This is a genomic window from Brucella pituitosa (assembly GCF_965577835.1).
Lineage (GTDB): Bacteria > Pseudomonadota > Alphaproteobacteria > Rhizobiales > Rhizobiaceae > Brucella > Brucella pituitosa.
Map to the genome: position 1 here is coordinate 717,376 of NZ_OZ264092.1, position 23,463 is coordinate 740,838.

Here is a 23,463-nt window from a genome sequence, read left to right on the forward strand (position 1 = left end):
AATTGAAATCTCCCCTCGTTCCTTTGCACTTAGGCAAAAGTAGTCCAGCCTTTTGCGCTCACGCAAAAAGCAGTTCTACAATTGCTTGCAGAACGAAATTCCCTCCATCTCAACATTGAGGTTTAGGCAGGTTGAAAAGCCTTGTCCAGACGCCAACCTCATAGGACGGCACCATGTCGCAGGGTGCTTTATTGGGATGATTTAAAAGCGACCGAACAAAACAAGCCGCTCAAATCTTACTTTGAGCGGCTTGCGAAACATCTCGCGAAATTGTCTTGAATTAGCCGGTAATGCCTAGGAAACCGCCCGACTGGCGTGCCCACAGACCGGCATAAATGCCACCACGTGCGATAAGTTCATCATGAGTGCCCTCTTCAACAATCCGGCCTTTGTCCATCACAATAAGGCGGTCAAGTGCCGCAATGGTCGAAAGACGATGCGCAATAGCGATCACGGTCTTACCGTCCATGAGCTGACGAAGGTTCTCCTGGATCGAAGCTTCCACTTCTGAGTCGAGCGCAGAAGTCGCCTCATCCAGAATAAGAATAGGTGCATTCTTCAAAATAGCGCGTGCGATCGCGATACGCTGACGTTGGCCGCCAGAAAGCTTGACACCACGCTCACCGACAAAAGCGTCGAAAGACTTGCGTCCATTGAAGTCCTCAAGCTTGGCAATAAACTCATCTGCTTCCGCCTGTCGTGCAGCCTGCGCAAGCTCTTCATCCGTCGCATCGTCGCGCGCCAGCATGATATTCTCACGTAATGAGCGATGCAGAAGTGCGGTTTCCTGACTGACCACCGCAAAGGCACGGCGCAGTGATGCTTGCGTCACATCGCGCACGTCCTGGCCGTCAACAAGGATCGCCCCTTTCTCGACGTCATAAAGGCGCAGGATCAGATTGACGAGGGTCGATTTACCTGCGCCCGAATGGCCGACGAGCCCCACGCGTTCCCCGCCCCTGATGGAGAAGTTAATACCATCGAGAACGCCGGCCGCCTTACCATAATGAAACGTGACGTTTTGGATATCGATGCGCGCTTCGGTAATCTGCAATGGTTTTGCACCGCGCTTGTCTTCCAGACCCAAAGGTTCGGAAACAAGCTTCATCGAATTTTCGATCAGCCCAAGCTGACGCAGCATACCATTCAGCTGCATCATCAGGCGACCAAGCAGCATGTTCAACCGCAAAACCAGACCAAGCGTGAAGGACACCTGTCCAACGGTAATCGCATCACGGGTCCACAAATCGATGGTAATTGCAGCTACGGTAACGATCATCACACCAGAAAGCGCGGTCATTGCAAGACGCACGCCAGTCAATGAACGCATGAAAGGCAAGATTGCAGCGAGATACCGCATGAAGCCTTCGCGCATGTAGCGTTCGTCATCATCAGCGGTATTAAGCTTGATCGTCTGAATGTTGGAATAGCTGTCGACAATACGGCCATTAATCATCGAGCCCGCTTCAGCGGAGGCTTCAGCACTCTTGCGAATGCGTGGCAGATAATGTCGGGCGATCAGGCCGAAAGCAACGATCCATAAGATAACGGCTGCAGCCAACCGCCAGTCGAGGCGGCCGACCAGAAAAAGAGTTGTGATGCTATAAATCGCCATAAACCAGACGACTTGAATGAGACTTTCAATAAGATCACCAGCCGCCTGCCCCGCCTGCCAGACCTTGGTGGCAATGCGTCCAGCAAAATCATTCTGAAAGAACGCGTAGGATTGCCGCTGAACGTAAGAGTTCGCCTGCCAGCGGATCATATTGTAGAAGCCGGGTGAAAGCGTCTGACCTTCCAGCAGCGTATTTATCGCGGTAACGACAAAGCGGATGACGAGAACCGTGATCCCCATGAACAAAAGTTCCGGACCTGCAGCCTGAAACAATGCCGACCAACTGCGTTCGACACCGCCCTTGCCAGCCTGATCGAGAATATCGACAAGCCTGCCTGTGAAATAAAAGAGACCTGCCTCCACCAATGGCAAAAGGCCACCGACGGCCAACGAGGCTGCAAGTGGCCATTTAGCCTGGCGTGCATAATGCCAGAGAAAGGCGAGTGTTGTTGAAGGCGGTCTGAGCTTGTCCGGTTCGCGGAAGGGGTTAACCCAGCGCTCGAACAGGCTATAAACCGCTTTCATCAAATGCGTGATCCTTACTTTGCCATCTCTGCTTCGGCCTGTTCATCAAATCCCAGGAAGCCGCCCGACTGCCGCGCCCATAGTCCAGCATAAATGCCGCCAAGCGCAACAAGTTCCTCATGCGTCCCATCTTCAACGATCTGGCCCTTGTCCATCACGACGAGACGATCAAGGGCGGCAATGGTCGAAAGACGATGGGCGATCGCAATAACGGTCTTGCCTTCCATCAGCGTATTCAGGCTGTCCTGAATGGCTGCTTCCACTTCCGAGTCGAGCGCTGACGTTGCTTCGTCCAGAATGAGGATCGGCGCATCCTTCAACATAACCCGAGCAATCGCGATACGCTGACGCTGACCGCCGGAAAGCTTCACACCACGCTCTCCGACATGGGCATCAAGCCCGCGCCGACCTTTCGCGTCGGTCAGCAGCGGGATGAACTGATCAGCCTGTGCCAGACGGATTGCCCGCTCGACCATTTCATCCGTCGCATCCGGGCGACCATACATGATGTTCTCACGTACAGAGCGATGCAGAAGCGATGTATCCTGCGTGACCATGCCGATGCTCGCGCGAAGTGAATCCTGCGTGACCCTGGCGATGTCCTGCCCGTCAATCAGGATGCGACCCTTCTCGAGATCGTAGAAGCGCAGCAACAGATTGACCAGCGTGGACTTACCCGCACCCGAACGGCCGACGAGGCCAATCTTCTGCCCAGCCTGGATGTCGAGCGACAGACCTTCGATAACACCCTTGCCCTTGCCGTAGTGGAAACCGATCTTGTCGAAATCCAGCGCACCCTTGCTGACATGCAGCGCGGGCGCATTTGGCGCATCCACCACTTCATGAGCGCGCGAAATCGTCGTGATGCCGTCTTCCACTGTGCCGATATTTTCGAACAGCGCAGACATTTCCCACATGATCCACTGCGACATGCCGTTGAGGCGCAGCACAAGGCCGATGCCGACAGCAACCGCACCAACCGAAATGGCTTCATTCATCCAGAGCTTGATGCCGATCGCACCCACGGCAAACAACAGAATGCAGTTCGCCATATAGAGCGTGAAATGGAACATCGTGATGAGCCGCATCTGTCGATGCACGGTACCTAGAAAGCCATCGAGGCTTTCCTTCACGTAAGACTCTTCGCGGCTGGAATGCGAGAACAGTTTGACGGTCGCAATATTGGTATAGCTGTCGACAATACGTCCGGTCATCGATGAACGTGCATCAGCCTGCTGTTCGGAAATCACCCTGAGACGCGGAATGAAGAAGCGCAACAGGACAATGTAAACGATCAGCCAGACAGCAAACGGGATCATCAGAACAATATCCGCCGAGGCCGCAATAAACAGCGTACCAGCGAAATAGACGATGACATAGTTCAGCACGTCGAGCAGTTTCATCACCGTTTCGCGCACGGCGAGAGCGGTCTGCATCAGCTTGGTCGAGATACGTCCGGCAAACTCGTCCTGAAAGAACGACATGGACTGACGGATCAGATAGCGATGCATCAGCCAGCGCACGCGCATCGGATAGTTGCCGAGCAACGTCTGGTGAATGAGCAGCGAATGGATCAGCACCACACCAGGCAAGCCAACCAGAACAACGCCTGCAATCATCGCAAGCCGCCAGCCCTCGTTGCTCAGGAATGTCTCACGCGACTGATGCGAAAGCCAGTCGACAATATTGCCCATGAAGGCAAAGAGCGACACTTCGATGATCGCGATCAGCGTTGTGAAAATTGCCATGCCGATAATCCATGGCCATGCGCCACGGGTATAATAAAGGCAGAAGGCCACCAGCCCGCGCGGAGGCTCGCGCGGGGGCTCTTCGGGATAGGCTTCGAGTCGTTTTTCAAACCATCTGAACATGGCGATCCTTTTATGTGTCTCCTTAAAAATTGCCAAGGCAAAATAGGAACAAAAAGGGAATATTTTTGTGATAGGAGAACTTTCATCCTCGTACCAGGCATCATCCGCGAATTGATGTGTTGACGCGAGAGACGCAACCGATCTGAACACTTGCGGCCATCGGATTTGTGCGTTACCCGCCTCATATGGAACTGCGTGTCGCTCTTTACCAGCCTGACATTCCCGGAAACACGGGAACCATCCTGCGCATGGCCGCATGCCTCGGCTTCGCGGTGGACTTGATCGAGCCTGCGGGCTTCGACATCTCCGACCGATCGCTGAAGCGCGCGGGCATGGACTATCTGGAACAGGCGGCCCTCACCCGCCATGCCGACTGGCAGCATTTCAATGATTGGCGTCAGCAGGCAGGCAAACGCCTTGTGTTGCTGTCGACCAAGGCCGCGATCCCCTATACGGATTATCAGTTTCAGAAAAATGACATCCTGTTGTTCGGGCGAGAGTCCGCAGGCGTTCCTGACAGCATTCAGGACATCGCGGATGCGCGGCTGATTATCCCCATGGTGCCGGGCGCACGATCCCTCAATCTTGCGGTTTCCGTGGCACTGACCGCAGGCGAAGCTATGCGCCAGCGAAATTTAAAAAACGATTCCGTTTCAATCGCATAGACGAACAAACGGAATCAGTTCCCGAAGCAGATTTAATATTCAGTCAGAAAAGGTTCTTCTCCGATGAAGCCATCGTTCCGCACCTCTGTTCTTACAGCCTCGCTTCTGACAACCGCAGTTGCCGCTCCTGCGTTTGCGCAAACTGCTGAAACCATTTCGCCAAAGGTCATGGTCATCACCATGTTCGGTGAGGAAGCAAAGCCTTGGCTGGAAGGTGAAAAGTTCACGCAGAAGCTGAAGCTGCCGGGCTTGAGCCCTGAATATCCCGAGATCGATTGCACGGCTGAAGGCCTCTGCCACATGACCACGGCCATGGGTTTTGCAAATGCAGCAAGCGCTGTCTCAGCAATGGCGCTGAGCGACAAGCTTGATCTGAGCCACACCTATTTCCTCATCGCCGGTATCGCAGGCGTTGATCCGAAGCATGGCACACTCGGTTCTGCGCATTGGGCAAAATACGCAGTCGATGCCAACCTCAACCATCGCATTGATATCCGCGAAGCACCTGAAGGCTGGCCGACCGACTTCTTCGGTCTCGGCGCTGAAAAGCCGGGTGAAAAGCCAAAATGGGCTGCAGGTACGGAAGTTTTCGAACTCAATGGCAAGCTTGCTGATTACGCATTGGCAACGACCAAGGGCGTTGAGCTTCTCGACAGTGACGATGCCAAGGAATATCGCAAACACTACACACAAGAAGCTGCAACCAGCACACCAATGGTTACCATCTGCGATACCGCTTCAGGCGACACCTACTGGCACGGCACCAAGCTGGGCGAAGCCATGGAACAGTGGGCAAAGCTCCTGACCGACGGTAAGGCCGACTACTGCACCTCTCAGATGGAAGACAATGCAACGCTGACCTCGCTCAAGCGCGCAGCCGACGCAGGCAAGCTCGATTATGACCGTATTGCGCTGCTGCGCACGTCTTCCAACTTCGACCGTCAGGGGAAAGACCAGACGGCTGCAGAATCCCTTGCGGCAAAGTCGGGTGGTTTCCCGCTGGCAACGACCAATGCCTATCGCGTTGGTAAGGCATATGCTGACAGCATCATCAAGGATTGGAAATCGTGGGAGCAAGCACCTCAGACGGAAGCGAAATAGCGCATTCCGAAAAGTGGAAACCGGTTTTCGGGAAAAATGCGCGTAAGAGTTAATGGTGTCTCGTAATGCTATAACGACTCAGAAATGAAAACGCCCTTCGGCAAAACCGGAGGGCGTTTTCGCAAATACCTGATTTGAATCTGGTTTCAATGGCTTAAAGCGTCTCGTTGACTCAGATCTCTAATCCGATGCCGGCAAGCGACGCATCGTAAATTCGATGACATCATCAGGCCGTTCACACCAGCTTTCGATTTCAGTCCAATAGGCAGCCTTGGGGAAAGTCTCAAACCATTCCCGCGCTTTATCGCGTGCGGCCTGTCGCGGTAAGGTGAATGTCTCGCGGACAAACCCGTCGCGTGGCATACGGCTCTTCTTGGCACGACCTTTTTCGAGCTGCTTGCGCAAGCCTTCAAGTGGTGGGCGGGGCGAAGATGCGGTCATGCAATTGCCTCCCGAAACAAGGGAAAACTCGAAACTTCCAATCCCTTGGAAGCTTAAGATAGGGAAGCAACGACTTCATGACGAGTCTTTTCTTGGGGAGAGGAATTCGCACCCGCAAGCCGCGCACTCTTCGCGCTTTGCCAGACTGCAGGACTTTGCTAAGTCAGGAAGATAGACGTTTGAATTTTTGCGGCCTTTCAGGTCGCTCGGTACATTGCGTGAGAGGATACCTAAATGCAGCGCGACGAAATTCCGGCAATCATCCCGCAAGATATCGAAGAGAAAAAGCAAGCCGCCCAGAGCTGGTTTGAAGAACTGCGCGACCGTATCTGCGCGAGCTTCGAACAGCTCGAAGACGACTTGCAAGGACAGCTTTCCGATCAGGAGCCGGGACGCTTTGTTCGCACCCCATGGCAAAAGGATGAGGGCAAAGGCGGTGGCGGTGTCATGTCCATCATGCATGGCCGCGTCTTTGAAAAAGTCGGCGTACATGTCTCGACCGTCTATGGCGAATTCTCGCCGGAGTTCCGCAAGCAGATACCGGGCGCTGAAGAAGACCCACGCTATTGGGCAAGCGGCATTTCGCTGATAGCGCATCCGCAAAACCCGAATGTACCAGCCGTCCATATGAACACCCGCATGGTCGTGACCACACGCCAATGGTTCGGTGGTGGCGCTGACCTTACACCCGTTCTCGACAACCGCCGCACACAGGAAGATCCGGACACCCTCGCCTTTCACAAGGCGTTCCGCTTCATCTGCGAAAAACATAAGGATATCGTTGATTATCAGCGCGTCAAGGAATGGTGCGACGAGTATTTCTTCCTGCCTCACCGTGACGAAGCGCGTGGCATTGGCGGCATCTTCTATGACTGGCTGCATTCAACCGAAGAACAGGGCGGCTGGGATAAGGACTTCGCTTATACCCGCGATGTCGGTCGTGGTTTCTCGGTGGTCTACCCGCATCTCGTGCGCCAGAACTTCAACAAGGAATGGACACCAGAACAGCGCGAAGAACAGCTGATCCGTCGCGGACGCTATGTCGAGTTCAACCTACTTTATGATCGCGGCACGATCTTCGGTCTCAAGACCGGCGGCAACGTGAATTCTATTCTCTCATCCATGCCACCCGTGGTGAAGTGGCCGTAACAGCTAGAATGAACCAAACAAAAGGGCGGGAATTTCCCGCCCTTTCTTTATGCATCAAATGCTGAGTGATAGGTCACTTTGCCTTTCGGCATTTCACCGTCAATCAGAAGGCATTGGAAATACTCAGGCGGAACACCGTCAAGTCTGAGTCCTTCATCAACCTTGAAACCAAAACGCTGATAGTAGCCCGGGTCACCGAGCAATACGCAGCCTTTGGCTCCCGCCTCTTGCAGTCGCAAAAGACCTTCTCGGATGAGTGTACTACCAATTCCTTCACCTTGCCTGCCCGGCTGAACCGACACGGGGCCAAGCCCGTACCAGTTGCAATCAGTACCATCGATGAGCACGGGCGAAAAAGCCACGTGACCAAGAAGAGACCCTTCTTCCTCAGCAACCAGTGACAAAGTCAGTGCCGATGCCAAACGAAGTGCATCGATGATAGCGGCCTCTTTCTGATTGCTATAAAGCATCCCGCGGAATGCCTCATCAGTCAGGCGACGAATTGCAGCGACGTCTCCTGGTTGCTCCTTACGGATATGCATCATGCGCTCCTTCATCGATTATTGGCTTGTGCACGGACGTTGATGCGTCCTTTAAGCGAAATGCGATACGCGCCGCCTGCGCGGGATTCGATCAGCCGCTTCCGGCGCAACTGCTGAAAGACAGCCATTGTGCAATCGGAAAGCAGATAACCTTCACGGGTATAACATTCGATTTCGCAGATACGTCCGTCTTCGCGCAGGTGGCGGATATAGCCCCCCTGCGCCAGCACGTGCAGTACGCGCTGTTCAATGCGTGAGATATTCATTGTCGTTAATGCCTGGATGGAAACCATGACAAGCACCAGCTCTCGCGGACAAACAAAAATTTACCCACGGCCAATGCCGTTCCCGTCCCTGAACATCTGCGTGGATTAGAGCGCATCCCGAAAAGTGTGAAACGGTTTTCGGACAAAGATGCGCGTTAAAACAAATGATTAGAGCGCCGATCTGATCCTATCAGATCGAAACGCGCTCTAAAACCCGCAGTTATTGTTCGGAACGATCAGAGGCTTCCGACAATCTCCAGCATCAACAATTCCCATTAACGCAGACCCAGACTAATGATGGGTCACAAAAAAGACAGGAGGGCTCAAAAGCCCTCCGGAAGATTATTTAAGAGTGCTGTAGCTTGAAGTCAAATCGCTCAGGCTTTTGGCTGGTTGCGAAGCTTTTCAGCTTGCGCATAGAACTTCTTTTCCCACTCATTGTGGTTGTCCAGCCCTTCCTTGATGAAGGGGGTGAAGATCGCAAGGTTCATCAGCGCCCAGTTCACAAAGCGGGCGGGGAATTTCAGTGGCTTCACGAAATCAACGAACAATACCACGCGCGTATGCTCGGTGTGGTTCCAGGCTTCATGCTCATAGGCATCGTCGAAAATAAGAACCTTTCCTTCCTGCCAATGGCAGACCTGCTTGTCGACCCGGATCGCAAGTTTGTCGGCAGGCTCAGGCACGATCATGCCCATATGCAGACGCAACACGCCGTTATAAGGACCACGGTGCGGTGGCAGATGCTTGCCCGGCTCAAAGATCGAGAACATGGCGGTGGTCAGGCCCGGAATTTTCTGCACGGCATTCCATGTATTGGGGCATGCGCGAACGTTCTGCTCAGACTTCACGCCAAAACCGAGCAGGAAGAACGTCTTCCAGTGATTATCCGTCGAGATCGTTTTTACGTCTGATGAAATATCCTGAAAGGACGGCAGTTCGCTCTGCCGCAGCAGAACCTTTTCCAGCTCCGCACGGATAGCCGGATATTCCTTCTCAACCTCTGCTGCCCAAGGAAAGGTGGCATTGTCATAAACAGGCGGATTGCCAAGCTTTGCGTATTTGAGATTAAGCCGCTCTGCCCAGGCAACGATCCCCATGAAGAAACGTGTTATCGCACCCGGACGCTCCATAGGCGCGATACCGTCAGTACCAAAATTCTGCTTGGGATCAGTGGCCGTATTCTGCGAAGTCGATGTATCGGAAGAGGACATTCTTTGCTCTTTCAAATCAGGCGCTTGAGACGCGCCGATTTGATTGAATCAGATCGGTGCGCCTCAACCCTTTTTATTGAAGCATAATCTTATCGATCCTCGTTTCACTCCGGTCGGATTATGCTCTAAAACGGAACTTACGATATAAACTCAGAAAATCGCGGCGTGATTTTGTATAATCAACCGTCAATCGTTCATTTTATTGCGATCAAGTTTGTCCAGAAGCGCTTCGTGGTCAAGACTAAAACCTGAGTCAATCCAGAGAGTTTCCAACTCGCGCAGCTTTTCGCCCAAAACGGGGCCTTTCTCGACGCCAAGGCGAAGAAGATCGCCACCCGTAACCGGGAACACCGGCGCTTCATAGCTTTGAACAGCCTCAAGCAGACGCGCGTAACCACCTGCACGGATCATGGCCTCATCACTGCCGATCGCTTCATTGCGTGCTTGGGCATAGCTGAGTTGAATGCGATCCAGGACTGCCTGCTTACTGCCACGATAGACGAGCTTTTTTAGCGCCTGTTCAGACATTTCCGGCTTGATGGCATCAGCCCGCGCCCATGCTTCAAGCCGTGCCCGTTCTGCGTTCGACATTTTAAGCCGCTTGCCCATAGCATCGACGCGAGCCGTATCCGGCGGAATCATGCTCTCAAGCCGCAACAAAGCATCCACAGGCCAGCCAAGATCGCCTTCTGTACGCACGAGGCCATGGATCGAATCGATGCCCCATTTTTCGCTTTCGGGCAGAATGGCGGTGAGGACACCAGCCTGCCGCATCCACAAAAGCGCACGCGAAGGATCTGGGGCAGCAAGGAGCTTCTTGAGTTCTGACCAGACGCGCTCGGCAGAAAGCTGATCGAGGCCATCCTTGAGACGCGCACTGGCGCGCAGGCCATCGGTTTCGGGACGACCCGAACCATACCAGGCAAAGAAGCGGAAGAAACGCAGGATACGTAAATAGTCTTCCCGGATGCGCGCTTCGGCATCGCCGATGAAACGCAGTGTCTGCGTTTCAATATCGGCCAGCCCGCCGACATAATCGATCACCGCGCCATCAACCGTTGCGTAAAGCGCATTGATCGTGAAATCACGTCGCTCGGCATCCGCTTTCCAGTCCGTACCGAAAGCCACTTTGGCATGGCGACCATCGGTTTCGATATCCTTGCGCAATGTTGTCACTTCAAAGGGGTGCCCCTGAACGACAACCGTCACCGTGCCATGCTCAATACCGGTCGGCACGGGCTTGAAGCCTGCCTCCTGAGCAAGTCGTACAGTATCCTGCGGCAGATGCGTGGTAGCCAAATCGATATCACTGACTTTTGTACCCAGCAGCGTGTTGCGCACAGCACCGCCGACCACGCGCGCTTCGCCACCATCACGGTTCAATGCTGCAAAAAGCGCCTGAAGTGGCTTCGCCTTCAGCCAATCGGCACGGCTAGAAATATTGATGGAATGAATGCGTGTCTCGCTCAAGCGTAGAGCCTTTCATAAAGTCCGCGAATGATCCCTGCGGTCACACCCCAGATGAATCGTTCGTGATATGGCATTGCGTAATAAAAACGTTCCTGACCGTTGAACAGTCGGCTTTCGCGCCGATGGTTGGCCGGGTTCATGAGAAATGAAAGCGGCACTTCAAATATGTCCGCCACCTCGTCTGGATTGGGATACACGTCAAAAGGCGTGTTAACGACCGCCAGAATAGGGGTGATCGAAAACCCGCTGCCCGTCAGATAGCGCGGCATATGCCCGATGATTTCAGCCCGTTCGGAGATAAGCCCGATTTCCTCGTTGGCTTCGCGTAGCGCTGCATTTTCAGCCGTACCGTCTTCCGGGTCGATCGCGCCGCCCGGAAAAGCAATCTGGCCAGAATGCTTGCGCAATTTTTCAGTGCGCCGCGTCAGCAGCAACGTCGCCTCCGGTCCACGATCCACCACCGGTACGAGCACGGCAGCATCACGCATTTTCGATGTGACCATGGCTTGTGTGAATTCCGGGTTGAGCGAATAGTCTCCGGTCAGATCGTCATGATCCGGCTGCCAGTTGCGCACGCGCTCGGCAAAATCACTCGCAGAAAAAGCCGGAAAGAGATGTGGTGCACGCTCATTCATTGAAGGGCGACCTCCAGTGCATCGGTAGGCATGATTGGAAAAATCACTCCATTTGAACGCACCGCAAACATCGACACGCCATCCACCCCAATCTCTTCGCCGAGTGCGACGAGATCATACATCACAGCCCGCGTCAGCAATGCTTCCAGTCGACCGCGAACGAGCACATATGGCTTGAGGCCTCCACTGTTCTTTTCAATGATAAAGCGTAGCGGATGCTCATCACCCACTTCGATCACATCTCCGACATTGGTCCGCAAAATCAGCTTCTGCGCCTCTCCCTCGCCCGAAACCTGCATTTCAACGGCAATGAAATGCGCGTCCTCCACGCGAATCCCAACTTTCTCCACCGGCGTTACCAGATAGGTTTTTCCGTCTTCATCCTTGCGCAGCACAGTCGAGAACAGTCGCACAAGCTGAGGGCGTCCAATGGGCGTCCCCATATAGAACCATGTTCCGTCAGCACGGATTTCCATATCCAGATCGCCGCAAAACTCTGGATTCCAGCGTTCCACAGGCGGAATTCCACGTTCTTTCGTCGCCGGTCCGCTATGGGCATCGGCGTGGGCGCGTGCAATCAGAGCTTCCAGTCCGCCAGCACTCGCGGCCGCCTTCATTGAACTTTGCGGCTCATGTTTGCCGTTAGGGGTGCTTTTTGTCATCCGACTCGGTTATTCCTGCTCGAATGTGATTAAAATGCATAGAGTCATGAAATAGTCACCGTTTCACGGCTTGTCAGCATTATAGTGCGATTTAAGTTTGAGAGGCAGTCGCCTTCAGTCCGGTTCTCCGCCCAATCATATGCGGAAATATTGCGAGGTCCCTATGAGCGTTGTTGTTACGCCCGAAGCCGCTAATTCCTCTACAGCTTACAATGAAATTGTTGCCGAAGCCGAACGCGCCCTCGCTGACATCGCACGCATCAAGGAGAATGTCGGCACCGTTATCTTCGGGCAGGAAAGCGTTATTGAACGCGCGCTCGTTGCGATTCTCGCAGGTGGTCATGCACTGCTCGTCGGCGTGCCTGGCCTTGCCAAGACAAAGCTTGTCGAAACTCTGGGAACCGTTCTTGGCCTTTCGGGCCAGCGCATCCAGTTCACACCAGACCTGATGCCATCGGACATTATCGGTTCGGAAGTGATGGAGCAGAACGCTGACGGTCGCCGTTCCTTCCGCTATCTCAAGGGACCGATCTTCACCCAACTTCTGATGGCCGACGAAATCAACCGTGCCTCGCCGCGCACCCAGTCCGCGCTGTTGCAGGCCATGCAGGAATATCACGTGACCGTTGCCGGTCAGCGTTATGATCTGCCCGCCCCATTCCACGTGCTTGCCACGCAAAACCCTCTGGAGCAGGAAGGCACCTATCCTCTGCCCGAAGCCCAGCTTGATCGCTTCCTGATGCAGATCGATATTCTCTATCCTGAACTGGATGCTGAGCGTCGTATCCTGCTTGAAACCACAGGCGTAACCGAGGCCAAGGCTCATGCAATTCTCGATGCGGATCGACTGCGTCAGATGCAGGCACTTGTGCGTCGCATGCCGGTTTCCGAAAGCGTGGTTGATGCAATTTTGAAATTGGTTCGCTCGGCACGACCGGATGCAGACAATGATCATGCAAAGAAGCACATCGCCTGGGGTCCGGGTCCACGCGCCAGTCAGGCGCTGATGCTCTGTGCGCGCGCACGTGCACTTTACGAGGGTCGCCTCGCGCCATCCATTGATGATGTGAAGGCTTTGGCCGAACCGGTTCTGCAGCATCGTATGGCGCTCAATTTTGCAGCACGTGCCGATGGTATGCATGTGCGCGATGTCATTGCCAATTTGGTGAAGGCTGCTGCCTGATGGTGATCGGCGCGGAAGTTTCATCATCAGATCACAAGGATACACTGGCTCGTGCACGTGCGCGGGCATCGAGTATTCCTGATCTGCTGGTTGAAGCACAGCGTGTCGTCAACACTGTGATGAATGGCTGGCATGGTCGTCGCAAACGCGGCCCCGGCGAAAACTTCTGGCAATTCCGACCCTATGTGCAGGGCGAGTCTCTCGTCCACATCGACTGGCGACGTTCAGCGCGGGACGATCATACCTATGTGCGTGACCGCGAATGGGAGTCGGCACACACAGTCTGGCTATGGTGCGATTTCTCGCCCTCCATGCTTTATCGTTCACAACTCTCGCCTGTTTCGAAAGAAGCGCGTTCGTTAGTGCTCACCTTGGCACTGGCAGAACTGCTCTCCCGCTCAGGCGAACGCATCGCTTTCCCATCCTTGTTGCAGCCCTTTTCGGCCCGCAATGGTGCGGAACGTCTGGCGGGTGCCTTAATGCATGACAATTCTGCCCGCCCTTTGCCCGATATCGATCAGATACGCCGTTTCTCTGAAGTGGTGCTCGTTTCCGATTTCCTGCATCCGCTCGATGAGTTGACGGAATTGCTCGATAGTCTGGCGCGTCGTGGTGTGCGCGCACATCTGGTGGAAGTGGCGGACCCCGCAGAAGAAACCTTCCCCTATTCCGGCCGCACCGAATTTCGTGATCCTGAAACGGGAGTCACCCTCGTGGCGGGCCGCGCAGAAACCTATGCCGACGACTATCGCCGTCTTTATGTAGCCCGTCGGGATACACTGGCCGATTTTTGCAGACGCCTTGGTTGGAGCTTTATCGTGCATCGTACGGACACACCCGCCACGCAGGCATTGTCGCGACTGCATGATGCTCTCAGCGCATCCTCACAAGTATCCTCTTGGGGAGGCTCACGTTCATGAATTTTCTTCCGCTCGCATTCGGATCACCGTTGATTCTGGCTGGCCTTATTGCGCTGCCGGTTATCTGGTGGTTGCTGCGCATGACGCCACCGCGCCCACAGGAAGAAACATTCCCACCGCTACGGATTCTGGCACAGGTCTTCAAGCGTGAAGAAGTGCCGTCCAAAAGCCCATGGTGGATGACGCTTCTTCGTCTCCTGATCGCCGCACTGGTTATCCTCGCCCTTGCTTCGCCGGTGTGGAACCCACGCCCTACCACCCTTTCCGGCAATGAACCGCTGGCAATCGTCATTGATAATGGTTGGGCGTCGGCGGAAGAATGGACACAGCGTGTCACCGCTGCAGAAAAATTGATTGCCGATGCGGAAGGCACCAACACGCAAATTTATGTGCTTGGCACTGCAGAGCCTGCCAATGCTGAGATCGGCCCTTATGACGGCAATCGTGCAACTGAACGTCTGCAGGCCTTGCAGCCACGCCCGATTCCCGTTGATCGTAAAGCCACACTGGACCGCCTCGCATCGACTGTACCACAGGGCGAAAAAATCCGTCTGGCTTTCATGAATGATGGTTTGGCACAGGCCAATGACAAAGACGCCTTCATAAAGCTCGATCAGAACGATCGCCTTACTTCTGTGCTTTGGTATGCCGCCGATCTGGACCGCGTTCTTGCTCTGACAGGCATCGAGAACAAGGCCGATAGTCTTGAAGCAAAAGCTATTCGCCCCGATGGCATAACCATGCCACGCACGCTGACGGCGTCAGCTTATGACGACAAAGGCCGACGTATTGCGGAAGCGCCGCTATCCTTTGCGGTAGGAAGCAATGAGGGGACGGCCCGCTTTAACCTGCCAGTCGAGTTGCGAAACGATTTCCGCCTGATCCGTGTGGATGGTATTCAACAGGCTGGTGCCACGCGTTTGATCGATGCCGGTTCCGAGCGCCGCACCATTGGTCTTCTGGCCAGTGGCGATGGAGATCTCGCACAGCCGCTTCTGTCCCCGCTTCACTATATTTCGCGTGCGCTGTCACCCTTTGCCAATCTGATCGAACCGCGTTCTGCAGATTTGATGAAGACCGTACCGGAATTGCTGGATGCCAAACCGTCGATCCTCATCATGGCGGACATCGGCACCTTGCCCAAGCCTGTTGAAGAACAGCTTTCGAGCTGGATCGAAGACGGCGGAACGCTGGTCCGTTTTGCAGGCCCTCGCCTGGCAGGTGCCAGCGAAAATGATCAGCTTCTGCCTGTCCGTCTTCGTAAGGGCGAACGCGCACTCGGCGGCACCTTGTCATGGTCAGAGCCTCAGAAATTGCGTTCTTTTTCCGACAAGGGTCCCTTTGCAGGCCTTTCTGTTCCTGATGACGTGACGGTCAACCGGCAGGTTCTCGCTGAACCGTCTTTTGATCTCAACGACAAGGCCTATGCGACGCTGGCAGACGGAACGCCACTTGTCACCGGCGAGACCCGCGGTCGCGGCAATGTCGTTCTCTTCCACATTTCACCTGATGCAACATGGTCGAGCCTGCCGATTTCCGGGTCGTTTGTTGAGATGCTGCGCCGTATCGTGTCGCTGTCGCAGCGCATGGGCTCACAGGACAATCAGCAATCCATTTCGTTGCCACCATTCCAGCTCCTTTCGGCGTCTGGTGAACTGGCACCCCCATCATCGGAAGCAAAACCCTTGATCGTGGAAAAAGACAAACTGCCTGACGTCAGCATCAACACACCACCGGGTTTTTACGGCAATGAAGACGGTCTGAAAGCGCTCAATATCTTCGAGGGTAATGACATCGAGCTTCAACCAATCAGCCAACCTGCACTATCTGCCGGTTTAATCCCGACATCTTACGATGCTGATCAATCCATTTCGCTGCGCGGCCCATTTTTTGCTGCAGCCGCCATGCTGCTGGCGCTCGACACATTGCTGATGCTCTGGCTGCGCGGCGCATTCCGCCGCCGCATGAAAATTCGTTCGAAAGTCGCCGGTATCGCCATTTTGCTTGCCGCGACATTTGCCATCAGCCTTTTGCCTGCAGCAATCCCTTCAGCGCACGCGCAAGAACAGCAAACGCACGACGACAGTAAGCCGGGCGATGAGGCGATTATCAATTCCGTCTCAAAGACCCATCTTGCCTATATCATCACCGGCAATGCCGCGACCGATGATATCAGCAAGGCTGGCCTGCGCGGTTTAAGCTTTGCCCTGCTGGACAAAACAGCGCTGGAACCAGGTGATCCGATCGGCGTCGATCCTGCAAAGGACGAACTCGCATTCTATCCCCTGATCTATTGGCCGATTGATCCCGATGCCCAAATGCCAAATCCCGAGGCCATCGCCAAGGTTGATGCCTATATGCAGCAGGGCGGCACGGTTTTGTTCGATACGCGTGACCAGTTGCAGGCGGGTGCAAGTCTTGATCCGGCTGCTTCACCAGCCAACCAGCGCCTCCGCGCCATTCTCAATGGCATGAATGTACCGCCACTTGAGCCTGTGCCAGACGATCACGTGCTGACCAAATCCTTCTTTATCATGCCAGATTTTCCCGGCCGTTATGAAGGCAGCCCGCTTTGGGTAGAAGCAACCGCGCCCACCAATGCAGCACAGGACCGGCCTGTGCGCACCGGCGACGGTGTTTCACCGATCATGATCACTGCAAATGATTTTGCAGGGGCATGGGCTGTGGACGAACAAGGCAACCCGTTATTGCCAACCGTGCCGAATGATCCAATGCAGCGCATTTATGCGATCCGCGGCGGCGTGAATATTGTCATGTATATGCTCACCGGCAATTACAAATCCGATCAGGTCCATGTTCCGGCCCTGCTTGAGCGGCTGGGTAACTGACATGAATATAGAGTTCGAACCGTTCCTCTCGCTACCATGGCTCATTGGCATTCTGGTCCCACTGGCACTGCTTGTGTTGGCAACAATCGCGCTGCGCATGCACGGCGGGCTGATCCGTTTGCTTGCCGCCGCAGCCCTTGCCCTGGCGCTGTTCAATCCAGTCATCATCAGTGAAGAACGCGAACCTCTGAAAAGCGTCGTCGCGATTGTTGTTGATCGCAGCCAGAGCCAGGAACTGGGCAACCGTCGCGCCGATACGGATGCAGCCCTTAAGGCCGTACAGGACCAGCTTGCATCCATGCAGCAGTTTGAGACGCGTGTTGTTGAAGCTGCTCAGCCGGGCGAGAACGAAGACGGTTATGCGACCCGTCTGTTCGGACCGCTCGCTCGCACATTGCTTGATGTACCGCCGTCACGCGTGGCTGGCGCAATCATGATCACAGATGGTCAGGTGCACGACATTCCGGCCAACAAAAATGCGCTTGGCTTCGACGCACCCGTCCATGCATTGGTTACGGGCAAGCCAGACGAATTCGACCGCCGCATTCGCTTCAACAAAGCTCCGCGCTACGGCATCAGCGGCAAGCCGATGGAAATGTCTTTCACGGTCATCGATGAAGGCAAGACCCTTGGAAGCTCCGCACCTGTAGAAATCCGTGTCAACGGAGAAGCTGTTAGTGAAGAGCAGGCACAGGTTGGTCAGGAGACCCCCGTCACCATCGAACTGCCGCGTGCAGGCGTCAATATCGTCGAGATAATCACCCCGACCCTTCCGGGCGAAGTGACGGATGCCAACAATCGTGCAGTCGCTACAGTCGACGGTATTCGCGAGAACCTGCGTGTATTGCTCGTATCGGGTGAACCGCATAATGGCGAGCGCACATGGCGCAATCTTTTGAAATCTGACGCAGCCGTAGACCTCGTCCATTTCACCATTCTGCGCCCACCTGAAAAGCAGGACGGGACACCCATCAACGAGCTTTCTCTGATCGCCTTCCCAACGCGCGAGCTTTTCGTCGACAAGGTCAATGAGTTCGATCTCATCATTCTTGATCGCTATCAGCATCGCGATGTGCTGCCGCTGCTTTATTATGATTACATCGCGCAGTATGTGGAAAATGGCGGCGCTTTGCTGGTTGCCGCCGGTCCCGAATATGCGGGCGACATGTCGATTGCACGCACACCGCTTTATAGCGCCCTGCCCGCCATGCCCACCGGCACGCTCACGGAAAAAGCCTTCTATCCGCGCCTGACTGAGCTTGGCAAACGCCACCCCGTCACACGCGGCCTTGATGGCAGCGAGCAGGAGCCGCCACATTGGAGCCGCTGGTTCCGCACGATCGATATCGGCCAGCCACGAGGTGAAACCGTCATGAGCGGGGCCGATGGCAAGCCACTTCTGGTACTCGACCGTGTCGGCAAGGGTCGCGTCGGCATGTTCCTTTCGGATCAGGGTTGGCTCTGGGCGCGCGGGTTTGAAGGCGGCGGTCCTTATGCAGCACTTTATCGCCGCATCGCCCACTGGCTGATGCAGGAACCGGAGCTTGAAGAAGAAGCACTTACTGCTGGCGGAAATGGTCGTACGCTGACCATTCATCGTCAGACGATGGGCGATAATCCGGGCACAGCCTCAGTCACCACACCATCCGGCAAAGAACTGCAGATCAATCTCACACAAAACAAACCGGGCCTGTTCGACGGCACATTGCAGACGGATGAAATCGGCATCTTCCGCATTAAAAACGGCGACTATGAAACACTTGCCCATGTAGGTCCGGTCGACGCGCCTGAGTTCTTGGACAGTATCTCGACCCCAGATCGTCTGAAGCCACTTGCCGATGCAACCGGCGGCTCAGTCCATCGCGTGCATGCGAGTGCCAACAGCGCAGTTCAGGTGCCTGCGATCACAGCTGTCGGTGCTGGTCGTTCCGCAAGTGGCAATGACTGGATTGGTTTGCGTGAGACAACCGATACTCAACTCAAAAGCGTAAACCGCCTGCCGCTGTTCTCTGGTTTGGCTGCTCTCGCAGCCCTGCTCTTCATATTCGGCAGCATGTGGTATCGCGAAGGGCGGTAAAGCGCCTTCGCGAACGCAGACCATATTATAACTGCTAAGCTCTATTGGCGTGGCGCACGACGCCGCCAACGCCGCTCAATGCGCCGGGCACAAGCTCGCAAGCGAGCATCCGGCGCTGATCGACCGGCGCAGGCATAATCATCGAACCCGGCTGCACCATATTAAATCCGAACGGACCATAATAAGGCTGGTCGCCAACAAGAATGACCAGCTTATGACCGGCATTCCTGGCCGCTTCCAATGACATCCGCATCAGTGTGCCACCAATGCCGCGCTTTTTCCAATCAGGGCGCACAGCAAGGGGGCCAAGCAACAAAGCTGGTGTTTTACCAACCACAACCGGCGTCATACGCAGCGACCCGATAACGATACCGCCCATCAGTGCCACAAAAGACAGGTTGTAGTCGTGTGGCCCACCTTCCCGAATAAAATGCGCTGCACGGGTGAAACGACCGGGACCGAACGCTTCCGCATTCATATCCTCGATCTCGATGTCGTGCGCAGGATCTTCCTGCGCGTAGGTCAGTTCAAGCTGTTGCATGGGAGAATTGCCTGAAGAGAGAAGTCGATGGCCAGAGGAAGCCAATGGAATGCATTCTGTGCGCGTTGAGCACAGTTTCAATTTCATCGTCGGATGAAACGCATTCCGGTCATAGGTCTCTCCTTCGCGGCGGAAAAATGGATAGTGCCGCAATTTGACAGTTGCCTAACACCAAATTGGTCAGAGGTAAAACAATTTCTTTCAAAACGGCGGATTAAACTTACCTTTTTGGCACCGTTACGCACTGTTCACGGCTTGGGAGGCTGTCAAACGGTAGTTTTCGGACTATTTTCCTTATCAAAAGGAGAAATCACATGGGACTTCTGGTAGACGGCAAGTGGCATGATGTCTGGTATGACACCGCAAATACAAAGGGCCGCTTTGAACGCTCAAAATCGCAGTTTCGTAACTGGGTGACGAAGGATGGTAGCGCAGGTCCGAGCGGTGAAGGTGGCTTCAAAGCTGAGCCCGGCCGCTATCATCTCTATGTATCCTACGCTTGCCCGTGGGCACATCGTACGCTGATCTTCCGCGCATTGAAGAAACTTGAAGACGTCATCTCCGTCTCGGTTGTCGATTACCTCATGCTCGAAGAAGGCTGGACGTTCTACGGCACAACCGGCAGCACTGGCGACGCTTTATACGGCTCAAAGCGCCTGCATGAAATCTATACACGTGCCGATCCGCATTATTCCGGTCGCGTGACGGTGCCAGTTCTGTGGGACAAGCAACGCGAAACAATCGTTTCCAACGAATCAGCTGAAATTATTCGTATGCTCAACAGCGCCTTTGATGAGTTTGGCGATGCAACGCTTGATTTCTATCCGGAGCAATTGCGCGGTGAGATCGATGCACTCAACGACCTCATCTACCCAAACATCAACAATGGCGTCTATCGTGCGGGCTTTGCCACAACGCAAGATGCCTATGAAGAAGCCTTCGGTCAGCTGTTCAACACACTCGATAAACTGGAAGATAAGCTTTCAACACAGCGCTATCTGACCGGATCGAACCTGACCGAAGCCGACTGGCGCCTGTTCACGACGCTCTTACGCTTTGATCCGGTGTATGTCGGACATTTCAAATGCAATCTGCGTCGTATCGCGGACTATCCGAACCTCTGGAACTACACACGTGAACTCTATCAGGTGCCGGGCGTAGCCTCGACCGTCGATATGGAGCACATCAAGGGCCATTATTACCGTAGCCACAAGACGATCAATCCCACAGGCATCGTTCCGTTTGGACCGGATATCGATTTCTCAGCCCCGCATGATCGGGATAGACTAGGCAACTGAGCCTTTCCTGCAACAGTCTGGCGGGAACATCAGCACTTCCTCAAATCTTGGGCGCCTCTTTGATCTAGATCAATGGGGCGTCCTGCGGCGCAGTCCAGATTGCGCGCATCACTACCCAAGACTTGAAGGAGAGAATGATGAACCGCTTTGCCAAAGGCCTTCTGGCTGCAACCGCGCTCAGCTTTGCAGCACCAGCCGCATTTGCCGCCGATGCGATTGTCGCCCAGCCAGCAACCGAAATCGTTGCCGTTCCGCAGGCCCTGTCACCGTGGCAGATCCGTGTGCGCGCTCTCGGCGTCATCGCTGAAAACAAGGGTTACGTAAACGGCGTTGATGGCTCTGGTCTTGATTACTCGAAGTCGATCACCCCAGAACTCGATATCACCTATTACTTTACCGACAATCTGGCTGCTGAACTCATCCTCGGCACGACCTATGCCAATATCAATGGCACTGGTTCCATCGAAGGTCTGGGCAAGATCGGCAAGGTCTGGATGCTGCCTCCGACTCTGACCATGCAATATCATTTCACCAATTTTGGCGCATTCAAGCCATATGTCGGTGCAGGCGTAAACTACACGATCTTCTACAATCAGGATGCAGCAGGCGTTGACTATCTCAAGGTCAAGAACACGTTCGGCGGCGCGCTTCAGGTCGGCTTCGACTATATGCTTGATGAACACTGGGGTATCAACTTCGACGTCAAGAAGCTCTTCCTCGAACCAAAATTCGACGCCACACTGGCTGGTGGTACTCAGGTCAGCGGCAAGGCCAAGCTCAATCCCTGGCTGATCGGTACAGGTATTACATACCGCTTCTGATCTTTAGAGCATTTCCTGTTTTTCTTGAATCATTGGAAATGCTCTATCTCTTTGTTTTTTCGCATTATCCGACGCAAAACCGCTTCGCACTTTTGCTGGAAATTCTCTAATAAATAAGGGCGCGAAAGCGCCCTTTTCATTACCACGTCGGAAGCGGATCGAGATCATGAAGCGCTTCCTGCAAGCGACGCTTGGTCGAAGGTGTTGTGCCTTCGGGCAAGTTATCGAGCGGAAAAAAGCCCGCCTCCGCGATTTCTCTGTCACGCTTTTTCGGCTCTGTCTGTTCAAAGGCCCGACAGACATAAAGCGCTACATGATCTCGCGGTGACGCATGAGCATTTTTGTAAAGGGCGAAAAGCTCGGGCCGACCAGTGAGGTAAATATTGCCTTCCTCACGCAATTCCTTTTCAAGCGCCTGCCCGAATGTTTCTCCGCTATCAACACCACCGCCCGGCAATTGCCAGCCAGGGACATAAGTATGCTTCACCAGAAATACGGAGTTTTTCTTTTCATCAAATACAATTGCCCTGACACCCAAGGTCATGGGGCGCCTCAATAAGAAATACGTATGAAACAAAAAATGGCGGAAGCGCATACCGTCGATCCTGAACAAATATTCCTGATGAGATCATTGCAGCAAAGACCTCAACAAAAAGTCGCTAAACACGGTTTCAGTTTAAAAAATAATACAGTACACCGACTATATGTTTCGGCTTGCCCATATTTCAGACATCCATCTGTCGCCTCTGCCACGCATTCGCTATCGCGAGTTAGCGTCAAAACGTATTACCGGCTACATCAACTGGCTGCGAAACCGTAAGAACGCAATGCATGGCACAGTGCTGGACAGCCTGATTGCCGATATGCTGGCGCAGAACCCCGATCATATTGCGGTCACGGGCGATCTTGTCAATCTGGCGCTCAATCTGGAAATCGACATCGCCCACGATTGGCTTGCTGGTCTCGGCAACCCCGACGATGTTTCCGTTGTACCCGGCAATCACGATGCATATGTTCCGGGCGCGCTCGATAGATCCTGCCGCAAATGGGAACCATGGATGCGTGGCGATGGCATCGACAACCACAACGAGCGACCGGTATTCCCGTACATGCGCGCACGCGGTCCGGTCGCCATGATCGGCGTTTCATCGGCACGCGCCACGGCACCTTTTATGGCCAGTGGCGATTTTCGCTCTGCGCAAGCCAAACGTCTTGCAAAGCTGCTTGACGAAGCTGGTTCGCAAGGTCTTTTTCGTGTCGTGATGATCCACCATCCGCCAATCCACGGTGCAACTCCCACGCATAAGCGGCTCTATGGTATCCGTCGTTTCCAGAAAGTCATTCGCCAACATGGCGCAGAACTGGTCATTCATGGACACACGCATCTCGCCACGCGCTATGACATTGATGGGCCGAATGGCAACAAAGTTCCTGTGGTTTGCGTGCCATCGGCAAGCCAGAATTTCGGTGGGCATAAGCCACCTGCACGGTATAATATCTTCAATATCGACCGTAAGCCGGAAGGCGGCTGGCTGTGTTTATGGGAACAGCACGGTATCGAAGATGCGAGCGAGCGCATCATCAAAATTTCAGAGCAGAAGCTTTATTAGAACGCCGT

General features: G+C 54.3%; 21 protein-coding genes. 10 read left to right on the forward strand and 11 right to left on the reverse strand.

Features of this window, described 5'->3' with window-relative positions; translation table 11 throughout:
- Window positions 1-280: 280 nt before the first annotated feature.
- Both ACSME1_RS03485 and ACSME1_RS03490 read right to left on the reverse strand, forming a co-directional pair.
- Window positions 281-2,140, reverse strand: a complete 1,860-nt coding sequence (locus ACSME1_RS03485) for an ABC transporter ATP-binding protein (protein WP_024899415.1) — start codon at window positions 2,138-2,140, stop codon at window positions 281-283.
- A gap of 14 nt (window positions 2,141-2,154) precedes the next feature.
- Window positions 2,155-4,011: an ABC transporter ATP-binding protein gene (locus tag ACSME1_RS03490; RefSeq protein ID WP_024899414.1), complete on the reverse strand. Its 1,857-nt coding sequence runs from the start codon at window positions 4,009-4,011 to the stop codon at window positions 2,155-2,157.
- 185 nt (window positions 4,012-4,196) lie between these two features.
- Here ACSME1_RS03490 and ACSME1_RS03495 point away from each other — a divergent pair, with 185 nt between their 5' ends.
- Both ACSME1_RS03495 and ACSME1_RS03500 read left to right on the forward strand, forming a co-directional pair.
- Window positions 4,197-4,676: a tRNA (cytidine(34)-2'-O)-methyltransferase gene (locus tag ACSME1_RS03495; RefSeq protein ID WP_024899413.1), complete on the forward strand. Its 480-nt coding sequence runs from the start codon at window positions 4,197-4,199 to the stop codon at window positions 4,674-4,676.
- Between the two features lie 63 nt (window positions 4,677-4,739).
- Window positions 4,740-5,777 (forward strand): purine-nucleoside phosphorylase, encoded by a 1,038-nt coding sequence (locus tag ACSME1_RS03500; RefSeq protein ID WP_024899412.1) that lies wholly within the window; start codon window positions 4,740-4,742, stop codon window positions 5,775-5,777.
- A 180-nt stretch (window positions 5,778-5,957) separates the two neighbouring features.
- On the opposite strand, the gene ACSME1_RS03505 is transcribed toward ACSME1_RS03500, so the two are convergent.
- Complete coding sequence (locus ACSME1_RS03505) at window positions 5,958-6,218, reverse strand: hypothetical protein (RefSeq protein ID WP_024899411.1); 261 nt, start codon at window positions 6,216-6,218, stop codon at window positions 5,958-5,960.
- Window positions 6,219-6,452: 234 nt separating this feature from the next.
- Here ACSME1_RS03505 and hemF point away from each other — a divergent pair, with 234 nt between their 5' ends.
- Entirely contained in the window at window positions 6,453-7,367 is a 915-nt protein-coding gene (hemF, locus tag ACSME1_RS03510) for an oxygen-dependent coproporphyrinogen oxidase (RefSeq protein WP_024899410.1), read from the forward strand.
- 47 nt (window positions 7,368-7,414) lie between these two features.
- Here hemF and ACSME1_RS03515 read toward each other — a convergent pair whose 3' ends face one another.
- From ACSME1_RS03515 to ACSME1_RS03540, 6 genes are all read right to left on the reverse strand, one after another.
- Complete coding sequence (locus tag ACSME1_RS03515) at window positions 7,415-7,909, reverse strand: GNAT family N-acetyltransferase (protein WP_024899409.1); 495 nt, start codon at window positions 7,907-7,909, stop codon at window positions 7,415-7,417.
- A gap of 11 nt (window positions 7,910-7,920) precedes the next feature.
- On the reverse strand, window positions 7,921-8,175 hold the full coding sequence (locus tag ACSME1_RS03520; protein WP_024899408.1) for a YjhX family toxin: 255 nt from the start codon (window positions 8,173-8,175) through the stop codon (window positions 7,921-7,923).
- A gap of 377 nt (window positions 8,176-8,552) precedes the next feature.
- Window positions 8,553-9,389, reverse strand: a complete 837-nt coding sequence (locus ACSME1_RS03525; RefSeq protein ID WP_024899407.1) for an aspartyl/asparaginyl beta-hydroxylase domain-containing protein — start codon at window positions 9,387-9,389, stop codon at window positions 8,553-8,555.
- 186 nt (window positions 9,390-9,575) lie between these two features.
- On the reverse strand, window positions 9,576-10,844 hold the full coding sequence (locus tag ACSME1_RS03530; RefSeq protein ID WP_235822363.1) for a CCA tRNA nucleotidyltransferase: 1,269 nt from the start codon (window positions 10,842-10,844) through the stop codon (window positions 9,576-9,578).
- A gap of 11 nt (window positions 10,845-10,855) precedes the next feature.
- Window positions 10,856-11,494 carry a CoA pyrophosphatase gene (locus tag ACSME1_RS03535; protein ID WP_435654937.1) on the reverse strand — a complete coding sequence of 213 codons (639 nt, stop codon included), beginning with the start codon at window positions 11,492-11,494 and terminating at the stop codon, window positions 10,856-10,858.
- Window positions 11,491-12,156: a DUF1285 domain-containing protein gene (locus ACSME1_RS03540; protein ID WP_024899404.1), complete on the reverse strand. Its 666-nt coding sequence runs from the start codon at window positions 12,154-12,156 to the stop codon at window positions 11,491-11,493. Before ACSME1_RS03540 ends, ACSME1_RS03535 begins: the two co-directional genes overlap by 4 nt.
- Before the next feature lie 163 nt (window positions 12,157-12,319).
- On the opposite strand from ACSME1_RS03540, the gene ACSME1_RS03545 reads away from it, so the two are divergent.
- The 4 genes from ACSME1_RS03545 to ACSME1_RS03560 are packed head-to-tail and all read left to right on the forward strand — an operon-like array spanning window position 12,320 to window position 19,185.
- Window positions 12,320-13,339 carry an AAA family ATPase gene (locus ACSME1_RS03545; protein WP_024899403.1) on the forward strand — a complete coding sequence of 340 codons (1,020 nt, stop codon included), beginning with the start codon at window positions 12,320-12,322 and terminating at the stop codon, window positions 13,337-13,339.
- Window positions 13,339-14,259 (forward strand): DUF58 domain-containing protein, encoded by a 921-nt coding sequence (locus ACSME1_RS03550; protein WP_024899402.1) that lies wholly within the window; start codon window positions 13,339-13,341, stop codon window positions 14,257-14,259. The genes ACSME1_RS03545 and ACSME1_RS03550 overlap by 1 nt, the downstream gene beginning before the upstream one ends.
- Entirely contained in the window at window positions 14,256-17,108 is a 2,853-nt protein-coding gene (locus ACSME1_RS03555) for a DUF4159 domain-containing protein (RefSeq protein WP_024899401.1), read from the forward strand. The genes ACSME1_RS03550 and ACSME1_RS03555 overlap by 4 nt, the downstream gene beginning before the upstream one ends.
- Before the next feature lies 1 nt (window position 17,109).
- Complete coding sequence (locus tag ACSME1_RS03560) at window positions 17,110-19,185, forward strand: hypothetical protein (protein WP_105705703.1); 2,076 nt, start codon at window positions 17,110-17,112, stop codon at window positions 19,183-19,185.
- 34 nt (window positions 19,186-19,219) lie between these two features.
- Here ACSME1_RS03560 and ACSME1_RS03565 read toward each other — a convergent pair whose 3' ends face one another.
- Window positions 19,220-19,726 carry a GNAT family N-acetyltransferase gene (locus tag ACSME1_RS03565; RefSeq protein ID WP_024899399.1) on the reverse strand — a complete coding sequence of 169 codons (507 nt, stop codon included), beginning with the start codon at window positions 19,724-19,726 and terminating at the stop codon, window positions 19,220-19,222.
- A gap of 314 nt (window positions 19,727-20,040) precedes the next feature.
- Here ACSME1_RS03565 and ACSME1_RS03570 point away from each other — a divergent pair, with 314 nt between their 5' ends.
- On the forward strand, window positions 20,041-21,024 hold the full coding sequence (locus ACSME1_RS03570; RefSeq protein WP_024899398.1) for a glutathione S-transferase family protein: 984 nt from the start codon (window positions 20,041-20,043) through the stop codon (window positions 21,022-21,024).
- A gap of 137 nt (window positions 21,025-21,161) precedes the next feature.
- Window positions 21,162-21,845, forward strand: coding sequence for an OmpW/AlkL family protein (locus ACSME1_RS03575; protein WP_024899397.1), 684 nt, complete (start codon window positions 21,162-21,164; stop codon window positions 21,843-21,845).
- Between the two features lie 139 nt (window positions 21,846-21,984).
- Here the strand turns inward: ACSME1_RS03575 and ACSME1_RS03580 are convergent, their stop codons facing one another.
- The gene (locus tag ACSME1_RS03580) at window positions 21,985-22,440 is read right to left on the reverse strand and encodes an NUDIX domain-containing protein (RefSeq protein ID WP_024899396.1); all 456 of its coding nucleotides are present in this window, start codon (window positions 22,438-22,440) and stop codon (window positions 21,985-21,987) included.
- A gap of 109 nt (window positions 22,441-22,549) precedes the next feature.
- Between ACSME1_RS03580 and ACSME1_RS03585 the strand changes: the two genes are divergently transcribed.
- A complete protein-coding gene (locus ACSME1_RS03585; protein ID WP_024899395.1) occupies window positions 22,550-23,455 on the forward strand; it encodes a metallophosphoesterase family protein in 906 nt (301 codons plus the stop codon).
- The last annotated feature ends 8 nt before the right edge of the window (window positions 23,456-23,463 follow it).